Source organism: Paracoccus sp. J56, assembly GCF_019633685.1.
Lineage (GTDB): Bacteria > Pseudomonadota > Alphaproteobacteria > Rhodobacterales > Rhodobacteraceae > Paracoccus > Paracoccus kondratievae.
Map to the genome: position 1 here is coordinate 42,172 of NZ_JAFL01000021.1, position 14,452 is coordinate 56,623.

Genomic DNA, 14,452 nt, shown 5'->3' on the forward strand with positions numbered 1-14,452 from the left:
CATAAGTTTTGGCACAAACGAATCAGGGAGGAGGGGGAGAGCGATTCCCCTTCATCAGCAGGGCAAATAAATGACCAGAATACTCCACCGCTCGATTGCGGCGGCGCTGCCGCATGCCGTCTCTGGACAGGGCGTCTATATTCAGGATGCCGAAGGGCGCCGCTATATCGACGGCTCCGGGGGAGCAGCGGTAAGCTGTCTGGGCCATGGCAATCCCGAGGTGCTTGAGGCCATGCGGGTCCAGATGGACCACATCGCCTATGCCCATACCTCATTTTTCACCACCGACGTCGCCGAGCGGCTGGCCGAGCGGCTGGTGAGACTGGCTCCCGAGGGGCTGGATTATGTCTATCCCGTCTCGGGCGGTTCCGAGGCGGTCGAGGCAGCGTTAAAGATGGCGCGCCAGTATTTCGTCGAGATCGGCCAGCCGCAGCGGCGCCACATCATCGCCCGCCGCCAAAGCTATCACGGCAATACCATCGGGGCGCTCGCCGCTGGTGGCAATGCCTGGCGCCGTGCCCAATTTCAGCCCATCCTGCCCGAAACGCACCACGTTTCCCCCTGCTATGCCTATCGCGACCAGCGCCCGGACGAGACGACCGACGCCTATGCCCAGCGGTTGGCAGCGGAACTAGAGGCCAAGATCATCGAACTGGGGGCCGATCAGGTCATCGCTTTCGTCGCCGAGCCCGTTGTCGGTGCGACCATGGGCGCGGTTCCGGCGGTCCCCGGCTATTTCCGCCTGATCCGCGAGGTCTGCGACCGGTATGGCGTCCTGCTGATCCTTGACGAGGTGATGTGCGGCATGGGGCGTACAGGCTCGCTTTTCGCTTGCACGGCCGAGGAAGTGCGCCCCGATCTTGTCACCATCGCCAAGGGGCTTGGGGGTGGTTACCAACCCATTGGCGCAGTCATGCTGTCCGAACAGATCTATCGCGCCTTTGCCGATGGCTCGGGGCTGTTTCAGCACGGCCATACCTATATCGGCCACCCGGTCGCGGCCGCCGCCGCCGATAAGGTCGTCGAGATCCTGTCACGCCCCGGAATGATGGAACATGTGCAGGCCATGGGCGAACGCCTGCAAGCGGGCCTGGACGCAACATTAGGTCAATCCCCCCATGTCGGCGATATCCGGGGGCGAGGCCTGTTTCGCGGAATCGAGCTTGTCGCGGACAAGGACGGCAAGGCGTCTTTCGATCCGGCCCTCCGCATTCACGCCCGGGTCAAGAAAGAGGCGATGGCGCGAGGGCTGATGTGCTATCCGATGGGCGGCACCATCGACGGGGTGCATGGCGATCATGTGCTGCTGGCACCGCCCTATATCATTCAGCCCGAGGAAATCGACCAGATCATCGACCGTCTTGCCGGCGCCATCGCCGCCGCCACCGCCACCGCGGGGTAGCGTTGTCATGCAAGCGCGCATCGCCTTTGCCGGTTTCAACCTTGAATCGGTCAGCAGCGTTCCGCAACAGGTCGAGCTGGCCGAGTTCCAGCGCGTCTGTACCCGCGGTGCCGAGATCCTGGTAAGGTTTCGCGGCACCAATACCGTTCCGGGCGGCTGCATCGGGGTCTGTGACGCCGAAAGCGCCGAGCTTGTGCCGCTGTTCCATACGCTTTTGGGCGCGCTGGGTCCGGCAAGCGACGAAGCTGTGGCGCATTATACCGATGAGTTGCTAGAAGGGGTCGCCAAGGCAGAACCGCTTGACGGGATCGTCCTGTTCCTCCACGGCGCTTGCTGGGCCAACAGCTATACAGATGTCGAACGTCATATCATCGACAGCCTGCGTGCCGCCCAGCCTGATCTGCCCATTGCTGTCGCCCTGGACTATCACGGCAATATCGACGCGCGGATGCTGCAAGGCGCCGATATCGCCGTAGCTTACCGCCATTCCCCGCATATCGACATGGGCGAAACCGGCAAGCGCGCCACCCGCGCCCTGCTGCGCATGATCCGCACCGGACAAAGACCCGGGCTTGCGGTGGCACGTCCGGGTATCGTCATCCCGTCGATCATGTCGGCCACCTCGCTGCAACCGCTTGCGACCGTCATGGCTGAGGCACGCGAAACTGAGGCCAGGCATGATTGCGACATCTCGGTCATGGCCGGGTTCTCTTACGCGGACGCCGCCAACACCGGCATGTCGGTCATCTGCCTTGACTGGCAGGGGCAAGCCTCGGCCGAGGCCCGGGCCCTGCATTTCGCCCGCCGCCTGCACGGGCTGCGGCGTGAATTGTCCGGGGCCGTCCCGGTGATCTCGGTCGATGAGGCCATGGCAGATCTTGCCGCGCATCCTGCAACAGGCAGACCGGTGGTGCTGCTGGAGCACGCAGACCGGATGAACGATTCCACGCATCTTTTGCGCGCCTTAATGAACCGGAATGTCGGCAAGGTCATGGTGCCGTTCCTGCTGGATCCACAGACGGCGGCACAGGCTCATGCAGCGGGCGCCGGCGCACGCATTCCGGTCAGTCTTGGCGGCAAAAGCGCGCCCGAGACCGGCGGACCGATCAATGCCGAAGCAGACGTGCTATGGTCCGGCCAGAAAAGCTTTACTGTGTCAGGCCGCTATCAGCAGGGCAGCTTCGTCGATCTGGGCCTGACCGCACTGCTGCAGATCGGGCAGGTGCGGATTTCGGTCACATCGCATTTCGCCTTTGCCGTAGACGGAGATCCTTTCGCCATCTTTGGCGAGCAGCCACAGGATTACGATGTGATCCTGCTGCGTTCCAAGACGCATTTTCGCGACTTTTACGAACCTTTGGCCGAACGCATCCTGGTGGTCGACACCCCCGACCTTGGCCCTGCGGATGTGCGGCTGATCCCCTATCGCCGGCTGGACATCACCCGGGCATGGCCGTGGTGCGAACTGCCGGAAATCACAAAAAAACCAGAAACAGGAGAGGTATGATGACGATTTCGGGACTTCGCGCCCTCGGCTGGGCCGCTATGGCGACAGGGTTTCTTCAGGCTGGTCCGGCTTTGGCCGAGACGGTCCTGAATGTGGTGATGCAGGCACCATTGCGCACGCTGGACCCGCATCTGAGTACGGCCCAGATCGTGCGCACGCACGGGTTCATGGTCTTTGACACGTTGCTGGGGATGGATGCGGATTACAAACCGCAGCCCCAGATGGCTGACTACCAGATATCAGAGGACGGGCTGACCTATACCTTTACCCTGCGCGACGGACTTAGCTGGCATGACGGCACCCCGGTCACGGCCGAGGATTGCGCAGCCTCGTTGAAACGCTGGGCGGCAAACGATCCGGCCGGACGCAAGATGATGGAATATGTCGCCTCGATAGAGGCGACTTCGGACAGGGTGCTGGTCCTGAAGCTGGACCGGCCCTTTGGGCATGTGCTGGACCTGCTGGCCAAACCCTCACCCGTGCCACCCTTTATGATGCCAAAACGTCTGGCCGAGACCCCGGCGGGCGAGCAAGTGGCCGAAATGATCGGTTCGGGCCCGTTCAAATTCGTCGCCGACGAGTACCGGCCCGGCGATCAGGCCGTCTATGTCAGAAACGAGGACTATCAGCCGCGCTCTGAGCCGGCCAGCTGGACTGCCGGCGGCAAGGTCGTGAATATCGACAAGGTGGTGTGGAAGGCGATGCCCGACATGCAGACCTCGATCAACGCGCTGCAATCAGGCGATATCGACCTGATCGAGCAGGTGACCATTGATCTGCTGCCTTTGCTGCAGATGAATGACGAGGTGGCATACGGCGTCATCAACCCGCTGGGCAGTCAGGTGACGGGCCGCTTCAACCACCGCCTGCCGCCCTTTGACAATGCCGAGGTCCGCCGCGCCGCCATGTATGCACTGGATCAGGAGCAGCTGATGCAGACCGCCATCGGCAATCCGGAATATTACACGCTTTGCGCCTCGGACTACGGGTGCGGGGTGCCTCTGGCCTCGGATGCCGGCTCGCAATACCTGACCGGCAGCCCAGAAGAGCGGATGGCCAAGGCACAAGAAATCCTCAAAAGCTCGGGCTATGACGGAACGCCGGTGCTGATGATGCAGCCGACGGACCTGACCATCCTGTCCACCCAGCCCATCGTCGCCGCCGAACGCCTGCGCGAGGCAGGTTTCACAGTCGAGGTCGCCTCGATGGACTGGGCCACGCTGCAATCACGCAAGAACGGTTGGCAACCCGCGGCCGAGGGCGGCTGGAACATGCTGTTTACCTATTGGGGCGTGACCGGGATCTGGAACCCTCTGGTGCATGCCATGCTGGACGGGTCGGGCAGCGACAACGCCTGGGCGGGCTGGCCGGTCAGCCCCGAAATCGAGACCCTGCGCGAACAGTATCTGGTCGCCACCGAACTGGATGAGCAAAAGCGCATCGCCTCGGAAATCCAGCAGATCGCCTATGATCAGGGCTTTTACTACAATGCCGGAGAGTTCCAGTCGGTCGCGGCATGGCGGAACAGCATCACCGAGCTGCAACCCGGGCCGATCACCCTCTTCTGGGGCGTGAAAAAGCCTGAATAAGCCAGTCCCCGCGCGGGTCCATCCCGCGCGCCGACGCTTTACGAGAGGTCGTCATGCTCTATTATCTGCTGCGCCGCCTGCTGATGGCGGTGCCCGTCATGTTCCTGATCGCGCTGATCGTGTTTCTGTTGCTGCGGCTGACGCCGGGCGACCCGGCCCAGGCCATCGCTGGCGATCAGGCCAGCCCCGAACAGATAGCCGCTATCCGCGACAGCCTTGGCCTTGATGCGCCGCTGACCACACAGTTCACGACCTGGATCGGCAATATGCTGCATGGCGACTTTGGCAATTCGCTGATTTCACAGCGTCCGGTGCTTGAAATGATCGGCCAGCGTATCGGCCCGACCCTGGCGCTTGCGACGGTGGCGATGATCCTGACCGTCATCATCTCGCTGCCTCTGGGCGTCGCCGCCGCGCGCCGCCATGGCGGGCTGGTGGACCGGCTGGTCATGTCCCTGTCAGTCCTTGGATTTTCAGTGCCGATCTTTGTCATCGGCTATGTGCTGATCGGGATTTTCGCAGTGCATCTGAAGTGGTTTCCGGTCCAGGGCTATAAGCCTCTTTCCGATGGGATCTGGCCCTTTCTGCACCGCATCTTTCTGCCCGGGCTGGCGCTGTCCTCGATCTATATCGCGCTTGTGTCACGCATGACCCGCGCGGCGATGCTTGAGGTTCTGCGCGAAGATTATATCCGCACCGCCCGCGCCAAGGGATTGTCCGAACGCGTGGTGCTGTTTCGCCACGCGCTGCGCAACGCGGCAATCCCCATCCTGACCGTGGTCGGAACCGGGTTTGCTATGATGATCTCGGGCGTGGTGGTGACCGAAACGGTATTCAACGTCCCCGGTCTTGGCCGACTTGTGGTCGATGCTGTGCTGGCGCGGGACTATCCGCTGATTCAGGCAATCATTCTGCTGACCGCCGGAACCTATGTCGTCATCAACCTGCTGATCGACGTCTCATATGCGCTGACCGACCCAAGGATCCGCTACCAATGACGACGCCCGCCTACCCCGCTTTGCCGCGCCGCCGATTTGCCCGCAACCTGCCGCATTGGACCGTCATCCTGTCGCTGGTGGTCCTTGCCGCAGCACTTGCCATGGCGGTGCTTGCCCCACAGCTTGCCAATTTCGATCCGACACGGATCAATGCCGCCATGCGTCTGCAACCGGCGTCCGAAACCTACTGGCTGGGCACCGACAGCTTTGGCCGCGACCTTTATTCCCGGATCATATATGGCGCCCGCGTCTCGCTGGTGGTCGGTGCGGGCGTCGCGGCAGGTGCGATCCTGATCGGCCTGCCGCTGGGGCTGCTGGCCGGGTGGTTTCGCGGCGTTGACGCGGTGCTGATGCGGCTGATGGACGGGATGATGGCCATTCCCGGTATCCTGCTGGCCATCGCCATTGTCGCGCTGACCAAGGCGGGGCTGGTTACAGTCATCATCGCCATCATGATCCCCGAAATCCCGCAGGTGGTGCGGCTGGTCCGCTCACGCGTGCTGGCCGCCCGTGCCGAACCTTATGTCGAGGCTGCCCAGCTGCTTGGCACACCCGCTCCGCGCCTGATCCTTCGCCACCTGTTGCCTGCGACCATTGCACCACTGATCGTGCAGGCAACCTATATCTACGCCTCGGCTATCCTGACCGAGGCGGCGCTGTCTTTTCTTGGCGTAGGTATTGGCACCGAAACCCCGACCTGGGGCAATATCATGGCCGAAGGGCGGCTTTACTTTGCCATGCGACCCTGGCTGGTATTCTGGCCAGCCATCGTGCTGTCGCTGTGCATCCTGTCGATCAATCTCTTGGGCGATGCATTGCGCGACCGCCTTGATCCAAAGATGAAAGGGAGGGCCGAGTGATGGCTGATCACACCACTGCTGCCCCGCCGGTCTTGTCGATCCGCGACCTGCGCGTATCGACCTGCGGCCGCGAGCCCGTCGAGATTCTCAAGGGCGTCGGCTTTGACATCGCACCGGGCGAGACGGTCTGCCTTGTGGGGGAATCCGGATCGGGCAAATCCGTGACCTCTCTGGTGACGATGGATCTGCTGCCACAGGGCGAGCTGTGCGCGACCTCAGGGTCGGTCAAACTGAACGGTGAAGAGATCCTGACCGCCACCCCCGCGCGAACCAAGACGTTGCGCGGATCGGATATGGCGATGATCTTTCAGGAACCGATGACGGCACTGAACCCGGTGCTGAAAATCGGTCTGCAAATGGACGAGGTGTATCGCGCGCACCGCCGCATGAGCCCGGCCGAACGCAGGCAAGCGGCGCTTGAGGTTTTTGCCTCGGTGCATCTGCCCGATCCCCCACGCATCTATGACAGCTATCCGCACCAGCTGTCCGGCGGTCAGCGCCAGCGGGTGATGATCGCCATGGCACTGGCTCTCAAACCCAGGCTGCTGATCGCGGATGAACCGACCACGGCGCTGGATGTAACGACCCAAAAGCAGATCCTGACGCTGATCCGCGAATTGCAGGAACAGCAGAATACTGCCGTTCTGTTCATCACCCATGACATGGGCGTAGTCGCCGATATTGCTGATCGCGTCTGCGTCATGCGTCATGGCGAAATGGTCGAATCCGGCACGGTCGAAGAGGTGCTAAGCCGCCCGACGCAGCCCTATACGCAGGCGCTTTTGCGGGCTGTGCCCTCTTTGACACCGCGCAAGCCGCGCCCCGAGGTCACCGGCACCCCAGCGATCGAGGTCAACGCGCTGGAAAAGGTGTTCCAGATAGGTTCGCTGGCCGGTCAACTTATGGGTCGCGCCCCGCATCGCGTCCATGCGGTAAACCGTGTCAGCTTTCGCCTGGCGCAGGGGCGAACACTGGGCATCGTCGGCGAAAGCGGTTCAGGCAAGTCCACCGTTGCGCGCTGCGTTCTGCGGCTAGAGGATCCCAGCGCCGGCGAAATCCGCATTGATGGTCAGGATATCGCCCGCCTGCGCGCGGGCAAAGCGTTGGCCTCGGCGAGGCGCCGGGTGCAGATGGTGTTCCAAGATCCCAACCGCTCTTTGAACCCGCGGCTGCGCATCGCCGAAAGCATGATCGAGGGGCCGCTGAACCTGGGCGAAAGCCGCGCCTCAGCTCTTGGCCGCGCGGGCGAGCTGATCGAGGTCGTAGGGTTGCCTCGTACCAGCCTGCAACGCTTTCCACATCAGTTTTCGGGCGGCCAGCGCCAGCGCATCGCCATTGCCCGGGCACTGATGATGGACCCCGAGGTTATCGTCGCTGACGAAGCGGTGTCCGCGCTGGATGTCTCGGTACAGGCGCAGGTGCTGGAGCTGCTTGCAGATTTGCAGGCCAAACGTAATCTGGCCATCCTGTTCATCACCCATGACCTGCGTGTCGCAGCACAGATCTGTGATGAGGTGATGGTAATGCGCCGCGGTGCGGTGGTGGAACATGGCCCCGCGGCCGAGGTGCTGGCCCATCCGCGCCATGATTACACCCGCAGCCTGATCGCGGCAGCGCCTGGCCGGGACTGGGATTTTGCCGCAGGACGCCGGCTGGAGGTGCTGACATGATCACCGCAAGTCTTGTCCAGATGGACGTGACAACACTGGACCCCACCCGGAACCTGCGCAAGGTCCACGACCATATCGCCGCCGAGGCGGGGCACGGCGCGCAACTGATCCTGTTCCCCGAACTTGTCAACACCGGCTATGTCGAGCCAATGGTGCCGGGCGGACCCATGACCATCCCGGCCGCGGATTATGCCGGCGCGCTTTATCACGCCTGCGCCGCACCCGATGGGCCCGAGATCGCAGCACTGGCCGAGGCAGCGCAGCAGCATGACACGCATATCGTTATAGGTATGGGGATGCGCGACCCTATACGCGCGGGCGTCATGCGCAATTGCTCGTTGCTGATCGGGCCTTCGGGTGTTCTGGGCTGCTATGCCAAGATCCACCAGTGGCAGAACGAAAAGCTGTATTTCACTGGCGGCGACCAGATCCATACCCACGCTTTTGGTGAAACCCGGCTTGGCATGCAGATCTGCTACGACATCCGCTTTCCTGAAATCACCCGCATCATGGCCATGCAGGGCGCGGGGATAGTCACCTCGGTCTGGGCCTCTTTTGGTGCCGAAGATACGCCAGTCGCGGATGAGGCGCTATTTCTGCACCGGGCCTATACCCGGGCAACCGAAAACGGCGTCTTTTTTCTAAGTTGCAACCGCTGTGGCAGCCATGGCGGGCAGCGGTTTTTCGGCCGCTCCTGCGCACTCGCACCCGATGGTGCCGTGCTGGGCGCATTGGACAATGATGGCGAGGATGTGCTGAGGGTCGAAGTCGACCTTGCCCAAATCGCCCGCTATCGGGGCTTTACCGGCATATGGGCCGACCGTGCGCCCCAGATCTATGCCAAATACTTTCCCTGACCCGGAGCTTTCCATGACCTCGCCCTGCCCTCCGCTGTCGGATGCCGACTGGCCCGCCGAAATCCTTGACCTGCGCGAAGGCTTTGCCGGAGCGTTGAACGTCTATCGCACCATGGCCCATCACCCCGCACTGTTGCGGGCCTGGGCACCGCTGCGCCAGCATATCGTCAAGGATACCGCTCTGGGGCCGATCCGCTCAGAGCTGGTGATCCTGCGGGCCGCGCATCGCATGGGATCGGATTATGAATGGGCTCATCACGTCAGCCGCGCCCGCGCACTTGGGATGCCGGATCAGCGCATTCTGGGCATGCGCGGCGAAAACGACAACAGACCCGATGGTGAGGATGGGCTGATCGCCGCAGCGGTAGATGCGCTGTTCGAACAGCGCCGCCTGCCAGCGCCGCTTGAGGCAGAGCTGGCCCAGACTCTGGGGCGCAAGGCGGTGATCGACCTGATCGCCACCGTCGGCTTTTATTCGGTTCTGGGTTATATTCTGATGACCTATGAAACCCCGGTCGATGCCGGGGTCGCACAGGAGATGCAGGATCACCCGCTGTAGGACGCAGCGTCAAGGGCTTGGCCTGAGCCACTGGGCGCCTTTGCCTGGGCCAGGTCCATCAATCTGCTACCCCTCCTGAACCTGCCGCGCGGCTGTCAGGTCCAGTCTGACCAGCTCTCCGTTGCCAAGCGCCTGACGGGGCATTCCCTTTCCGCCGTCAACGGCCAGCTGCAAACCACCGAGCCATGCGCCATGGCCAAAAGCCAGGACTGGCCCGGAGGCCGCCAACACCCGCTCGCGCACCCGCGTGATCCGGGCGATGAAATCGGAAAACGGCTCGCCCAGCGGCAAGGTGTGTGGCGCATTTTCCCAAGCACCCGGATGGGCGGCCTCCAGTTCGGCCCAGGTGCGCCCTTCCCACGCTCCAAATGCGATCTCGGCCAGGTCGGGGTCAGGCTCGGCGGCAAAGCCGTGCAGTTCGGCCGTGCGGCGCGCCCGCTCCAGCGGAGAGGTCAGGACCAAAGCGAAATCCCGTCCTGCCAAAGCCTGACGGTTTGCAGCCAGCACCGCCATACCCTGCAGGCTCAGCGGGTCCTCCAAGGCGATATCCCGTCGGCCTTGCAGACGGCCCTGAGCATTCCATGGCGTACGGAAATGGCGGATGAACCAAAGCTCGGCCATGGATCAGGCTACCAGCAAGGGCGCGTTCTGGCTGTCGATCGCCAGCGACACGGGCGCGCCCTCGTCATAAGGTGGCCGACCGGAAGAGTGCAGCGTATCGACGATAATCTTGCCGTCCGCCGTATCTACCAGATAGCGGATCTGGCTGCCCAGAAACTCGCGATGCGCGACCCTGCCCGCAATCGTGCCATCCGACATGCTGATGTGGATATTCTGGGGACGCAGGACGATGCAGTTCGCGCCCTTGACCATGGCTGCTACGGGCAGGTGCTGGCCACCCGCCGTCACGAATTCTGCCCCCTGCAGGGCGCCTTTCAGGATATTCGCGGTACCAAGGAACCCTGCAACAAAGGCATTGGCCGGCTGGTCATACAAATGTTGCGGAGTGCCGATCTGCTGGATCACCCCCTTATCAAGGACCGCCATCCGGTCAGAAGTGGTGTTCGCCTCTTCCTGATCGTGGGTGACGAAAATCGTCGTCAGGCCCAGTTTGCGCTGCAAGGCCAGCAACTCGCGCCGCATCTGAACCCGCAGCGCAGCGTCAAGGTTCGAGAGCGGTTCATCCAGCAGCAGAACCTGTGGTTCGATGGCGATGGTGCGTGCCAGTGCGACGCGCTGCTGCTGCCCGCCTGAAAGCTGGGCGGGCATCCGGTCAGCCAGATGCAAAAGGCCGACAATCTCAAGCGCACGCTCAACCTTGGGGCCGATCTCGCGTGCAGGCAGGCGGCGTTCTTCCAGGCCAAAGGCTACGTTGCGGCGCACCGACATGTGGGGCCACAGCGCATAGGACTGAAACACCATGCCGACGTTACGCCTCCACGGTGGCAGGTTTGCGATATCACGATCACCGATCAGGATGCGTCCGCGTGGCGTGGGCCCAAAACCTGCAATCGCCCGTAAAAGAGTCGATTTCCCCGACCCCGAAGGGCCAAGAAAGGCAAAGAACTCACCCGGTTCGATGACCATGTCGATACCTTCCAGCACCTTGGTGTCACCGAAGGACAGGTGCAGATCCTCGATACGGATGCCAGCTTTGGTCTGTGTCATCTGTGCTTCTCCGAAACTAGTGCTGATCGCCAGTCATGGTCTGGCGCGCACGCTCGCGCTCAATGATGCGCTGCGAAAGGTAGGTGCCGACCGCCACGATCACGACGGCAAGGATACCAAGCGCGGCCCCCGGACCGCGTCCGGCGGGCGATTGCATGTAAAGATAGATGCCATAGGCCAGCGGCGCGTCCGAGGATCGTCCGACCAGCATGATCGTCGCCGAAAGCTCTACCGCGGCTGTGGCAAAACTGGTGACGAACCCGGCAAGGATGCCCCCGGTCATCAGCGGCACCACGATACGGCGGATAGTGCTTGAGCGTGAGGCGCCAAGGCTTTCGGCAGCCTCTTCAAGCGACAGCGCGACCTGCTGCAGTGCCGCCATACAGGCCCTCAACGCATAAGGCAGGCGCCGCACGGCCAGCGCCACAATGATGATCCCCCAGAAACTGGACATCTGGCCCAGCCCGAAAGGCAGCTGGATGCCGTGGAACATGCGCAAATATCCGATCCCCAGCACCACCCCAGGCACGGCCAGCGCAGCGGTAGCCATGTAATCCAGCCATTTGCGTCCCGGCAGCCCGGTGCGGATCACGATATAGGCGATGGCAGTTCCCAGAACGACGTCGACCACGGCAGCCGATCCGGCATAGACAAGCGTGTTCCAGACATATTGTGATGACTGGGTAAAGATCGTGCCAAAATGCTGCACGGTGAACCCGTCTGGCAGCGGCGAGAATGACCAGATCGTCCCGAATGCCAGCAAAAGCAGCCCGATATGGGGCGACAGGACCATGGCCAGGATCAGCAGGATCACGCCCCATGCCAGCCATTTCTCGCGCGGTTTCAGATCCCTGCGGGACAGGCCACCACCACCCTTTTGCACGGTTGCATAGTCCTTGCCCCGCATGAACAGAAAGGACACCCAAAGCGAAAAGACCGAGAACGCCACCAGAATGAACGAGATCACATAGCCCATCGGATCATTGATGCCGACCCCGGTGATGCGCAGATAGGCCTGCGGAGCCAGCATGTTGTTCACGTTCAGCAGCAGTGGCGTGCCCAGATCGTCAAACACCTTGATAAAGACCAGCGCCGCCCCGGCCAGATAGCCAGGCATCGCCAGGGGAAAGACGATACGCCGGAACATCCGCATCCCATACGAGCCAAGGTTTTGCGCCGCCTCTTCCATTGAGCGGTCGATATTGCGCAGGCTTGCCGACAGGTTGATCAGGATGAACGGAAAGTAATGGATCGACTGGACCAGAATGACGCCGTTCAGCCCCTCCATGAACGGAATGCGAAAGCCCAAATACTGGTTCAGCAGCAAGTTGATCGAGCCGTTGCGCCCAAATAGCAGTGACATCGCCACCGCCCCGACAAAGGGAGGCATGATCAGCGGGATCACCCCCAGCGCCTGAATTACCGCCGCACCCCCAAAGTTGAAGCGTGTGGTGATATAGGCAAGAGGCAGCGCGATCACCGTCGCCACGACCACCGACATCAGCGAGACGTAAAACGAGTTAACAAAGCTTTCACGAAACAGCGTCGTGCTGAAAAAGTCCTGAAAATTCTGCAGCGTAAAGCTACCGGTCCGCGCCTCCAGAAAGGCTACATAGATTACCTGCGCCACTGGCAGGATCAGAAACGCCATCAAAAAGATCGCGATCAAGATACCTGCGACCGCAGCTCCTGACAGGCGCGGAAACAAGGTGAACCCGCTTGAAGCGGTCTGGGAAGTGTTGGGCATGGTGTCCTCGGGGCGTCAAAAGGCGTCACGGATACCCGCGCCGCCACAGGCAACGCGGGATCGAACTTCCTGCCGTCACTTCATCGCTGTAGCCTGGTCAGCCAGTTCCTTGGCCTTGCGATAGTTCTCGACCGCAAAGCTGTCCCAGGCCTGCTCGATTTCAGCCTGACGGCCGACAACCTCAGTCCCGGGTTCCGCGCGCGAGATGGTAAAAACCTGGGTAAAGGCCGGGTCCTGCGCCTCGGCCTCGGTGATCGGCATGGCCTCGATCAGCGCACGGGCCTCGGCAATCAGCGCGGCGGCCTCCTTGTTGCCGGTGTCGGCATGGGCTGCCTCGGCCTTTTGCACGGCAGCAACGGCCCCGCGCAAATCGTCCAACCGATAGGTCACCAGCACGTCGAAAAGCGAGTTCACCAGATTGTAGCGGACCCCGGATTTATCCACATCAAACTCGATCGCACCCGGCGCAAACTCTTCGGAAAACGGGTTCGGAAAGCCATCGGGGGCGCTGGCATAGATCTTGGGATCGACCGGCAGACGCATGATCGCAGGGTCCAAAAGGACTTTTTGCCCTTCTGGCGACAGCAGGAACTCGACGAACTGTTTTGCACCCTCGGGGTTCGGCGCATTTGCAATGATGCCGATATTGGCTGGTACGATGGCGGTCACGCTGGGATAGACCAGTTCGACCGGAAAGCCCGATGCCTTGGACGCGAGTCCAAAAAAGTCGATGACGATGCCAAAGCCGGTCGCGCCCGAATTGACCGCATCCGGAACGCCAAAACTGCGTTCGGTAACGGTATTCATGTTGCCCGAGATCCACTTCCAGGTGGCCCAGCCCTGATCCCAGCCTTCGCCTTGCAGCACGGTCTCGACCGTCAGGTGGGTGGTGCCAGAACGCGAAGGCGAAGACATCGCAACATGGCCGTTATATTCAGCACGCTTCAGATCCTCCCATTCACGCGCGATGGGCAGGTCGTTCGCCTGAACATAACGGGTGTTATACATGATCCCATAACCCGAGGCAGCGAAGCCGAAATAGGTGCCGTCGGGATCATGGACCGGATAGCCACCGATCACATCGGGAATACCCTCGAACTTTACGTCCACCTTGGCGAGCAACTCTTCCTCTTTCAGTACCTCGAAAGCGTCGGGGGCAGACGCCCACATCAGGTCAATGGTATTCGCGCTGCGGGTCTCTTGCAGATGCGAGACAGCAGCGTTGGTGTTGCGGCTGACGACTTCAAGAGAGGTGGACCCGCCTGGTGAGACAGTTTGGCGGCTTGGCTAAGGTGGATCGGGTTGGTTTCTATGCCGCCAGTCGCTCCGTCATTTCCGCCGTAGCATAGACCTCGTCGGGTGTCCTGCCGCCGAAGGTCGAGTGCGGGCGTCTCTCATTGTAGTAGGCTATCCATGAACCGATCCCGTTGCGGGCTTCGCTTCCGGTCTCGAAGGCGTTGAGGAAGACGCACTCGTATTTGAGGCTGCGCCACAGCCGCTCGATGAAGACGTTGTCCATCCAACGGCCGCGCCCGTCCATCGAGATGCGGATGCCGGCGTCCTTCAGCGTGGTGGTGAAGGCGAAGCTGGTGAAC

General features: G+C 61.9%; 12 protein-coding genes and 1 pseudogene. 8 read left to right on the plus strand and 5 right to left on the minus strand.

Going from position 1 to position 14,452, the window contains the following annotated elements; translation table 11 throughout:
* Positions 1-70: 70 nt before the first annotated feature.
* The 8 genes from M511_RS14545 to M511_RS14580 are packed head-to-tail and all read left to right on the plus strand — an operon-like array spanning position 71 to position 9,442.
* Positions 71-1,402 carry an aspartate aminotransferase family protein gene (locus M511_RS14545; protein WP_085502572.1) on the plus strand — a complete coding sequence of 444 codons (1,332 nt, stop codon included), beginning with the start codon at positions 71-73 and terminating at the stop codon, positions 1,400-1,402.
* 7 nt (positions 1,403-1,409) lie between these two features.
* Positions 1,410-2,909, plus strand: a complete 1,500-nt coding sequence (locus tag M511_RS14550) for a M81 family metallopeptidase (RefSeq protein ID WP_085502573.1) — start codon at positions 1,410-1,412, stop codon at positions 2,907-2,909.
* Positions 2,906-4,498: an ABC transporter substrate-binding protein gene (locus M511_RS14555; RefSeq protein ID WP_240547647.1), complete on the plus strand. Its 1,593-nt coding sequence runs from the start codon at positions 2,906-2,908 to the stop codon at positions 4,496-4,498. Before M511_RS14550 ends, M511_RS14555 begins: the two co-directional genes overlap by 4 nt.
* Before the next feature lie 53 nt (positions 4,499-4,551).
* A complete protein-coding gene (locus tag M511_RS14560; protein ID WP_010394385.1) occupies positions 4,552-5,496 on the plus strand; it encodes an ABC transporter permease in 945 nt (314 codons plus the stop codon).
* Entirely contained in the window at positions 5,493-6,356 is an 864-nt protein-coding gene (locus tag M511_RS14565; protein ID WP_085502575.1) for an ABC transporter permease, read from the plus strand. Before M511_RS14560 ends, M511_RS14565 begins: the two co-directional genes overlap by 4 nt.
* Positions 6,356-8,026, plus strand: a complete 1,671-nt coding sequence (locus M511_RS14570) for an ABC transporter ATP-binding protein (RefSeq protein WP_010394383.1) — start codon at positions 6,356-6,358, stop codon at positions 8,024-8,026. Before M511_RS14565 ends, M511_RS14570 begins: the two co-directional genes overlap by 1 nt.
* Positions 8,023-8,883 (plus strand): carbon-nitrogen hydrolase family protein, encoded by an 861-nt coding sequence (locus M511_RS14575; RefSeq protein WP_085502576.1) that lies wholly within the window; start codon positions 8,023-8,025, stop codon positions 8,881-8,883. Before M511_RS14570 ends, M511_RS14575 begins: the two co-directional genes overlap by 4 nt.
* 13 nt (positions 8,884-8,896) lie before the next feature.
* On the plus strand, positions 8,897-9,442 hold the full coding sequence (locus M511_RS14580; RefSeq protein WP_010394381.1) for a carboxymuconolactone decarboxylase family protein: 546 nt from the start codon (positions 8,897-8,899) through the stop codon (positions 9,440-9,442).
* Positions 9,443-9,508: 66 nt separating this feature from the next.
* Here the strand turns inward: M511_RS14580 and M511_RS14585 are convergent, their stop codons facing one another.
* The 5 genes and pseudogenes from M511_RS14585 to M511_RS14605 form a co-directional block, all read right to left on the minus strand.
* Entirely contained in the window at positions 9,509-10,063 is a 555-nt protein-coding gene (locus M511_RS14585; RefSeq protein ID WP_085502577.1) for a histidine phosphatase family protein, read from the minus strand.
* A 3-nt stretch (positions 10,064-10,066) separates the two neighbouring features.
* Positions 10,067-11,110, minus strand: coding sequence for an ABC transporter ATP-binding protein (locus M511_RS14590; protein ID WP_085502578.1), 1,044 nt, complete (start codon positions 11,108-11,110; stop codon positions 10,067-10,069).
* A 16-nt stretch (positions 11,111-11,126) separates the two neighbouring features.
* Positions 11,127-12,857 (minus strand): ABC transporter permease, encoded by a 1,731-nt coding sequence (locus M511_RS14595; RefSeq protein ID WP_010394373.1) that lies wholly within the window; start codon positions 12,855-12,857, stop codon positions 11,127-11,129.
* Between the two features lie 75 nt (positions 12,858-12,932).
* Positions 12,933-14,093 (minus strand): annotated as a pseudogene (locus M511_RS14600) (ABC transporter substrate-binding protein); the annotation flags it as partial.
* Between the two features lie 73 nt (positions 14,094-14,166).
* On the minus strand, positions 14,167-14,452 hold a 286-nt coding region (locus M511_RS14605; RefSeq protein WP_139824599.1), incomplete at its 5' end, for an integrase core domain-containing protein.

Coding starts and splice junctions, on each gene's coding strand:
- M511_RS14545 (WP_085502572.1), top strand. CDS start 71: ATGACCAGAATACTCCACCGCTCGATTGCGGCGGCGCTGCCGCATGCC.
- M511_RS14550 (WP_085502573.1), top strand. CDS start 1,410: ATGCAAGCGCGCATCGCCTTTGCCGGTTTCAACCTTGAATCGGTCAGC.
- M511_RS14555 (WP_240547647.1), top strand. CDS start 2,906: ATGATGACGATTTCGGGACTTCGCGCCCTCGGCTGGGCCGCTATGGCG.
- M511_RS14560 (WP_010394385.1), top strand. CDS start 4,552: ATGCTCTATTATCTGCTGCGCCGCCTGCTGATGGCGGTGCCCGTCATG.
- M511_RS14565 (WP_085502575.1), top strand. CDS start 5,493: ATGACGACGCCCGCCTACCCCGCTTTGCCGCGCCGCCGATTTGCCCGC.
- M511_RS14570 (WP_010394383.1), top strand. CDS start 6,356: ATGGCTGATCACACCACTGCTGCCCCGCCGGTCTTGTCGATCCGCGAC.
- M511_RS14575 (WP_085502576.1), top strand. CDS start 8,023: ATGATCACCGCAAGTCTTGTCCAGATGGACGTGACAACACTGGACCCC.
- M511_RS14580 (WP_010394381.1), top strand. CDS start 8,897: ATGACCTCGCCCTGCCCTCCGCTGTCGGATGCCGACTGGCCCGCCGAA.
- M511_RS14585 (WP_085502577.1), bottom strand. CDS start 10,063: ATGGCCGAGCTTTGGTTCATCCGCCATTTCCGTACGCCATGGAATGCT.
- M511_RS14590 (WP_085502578.1), bottom strand. CDS start 11,110: ATGACACAGACCAAAGCTGGCATCCGTATCGAGGATCTGCACCTGTCC.
- M511_RS14595 (WP_010394373.1), bottom strand. CDS start 12,857: ATGCCCAACACTTCCCAGACCGCTTCAAGCGGGTTCACCTTGTTTCCG.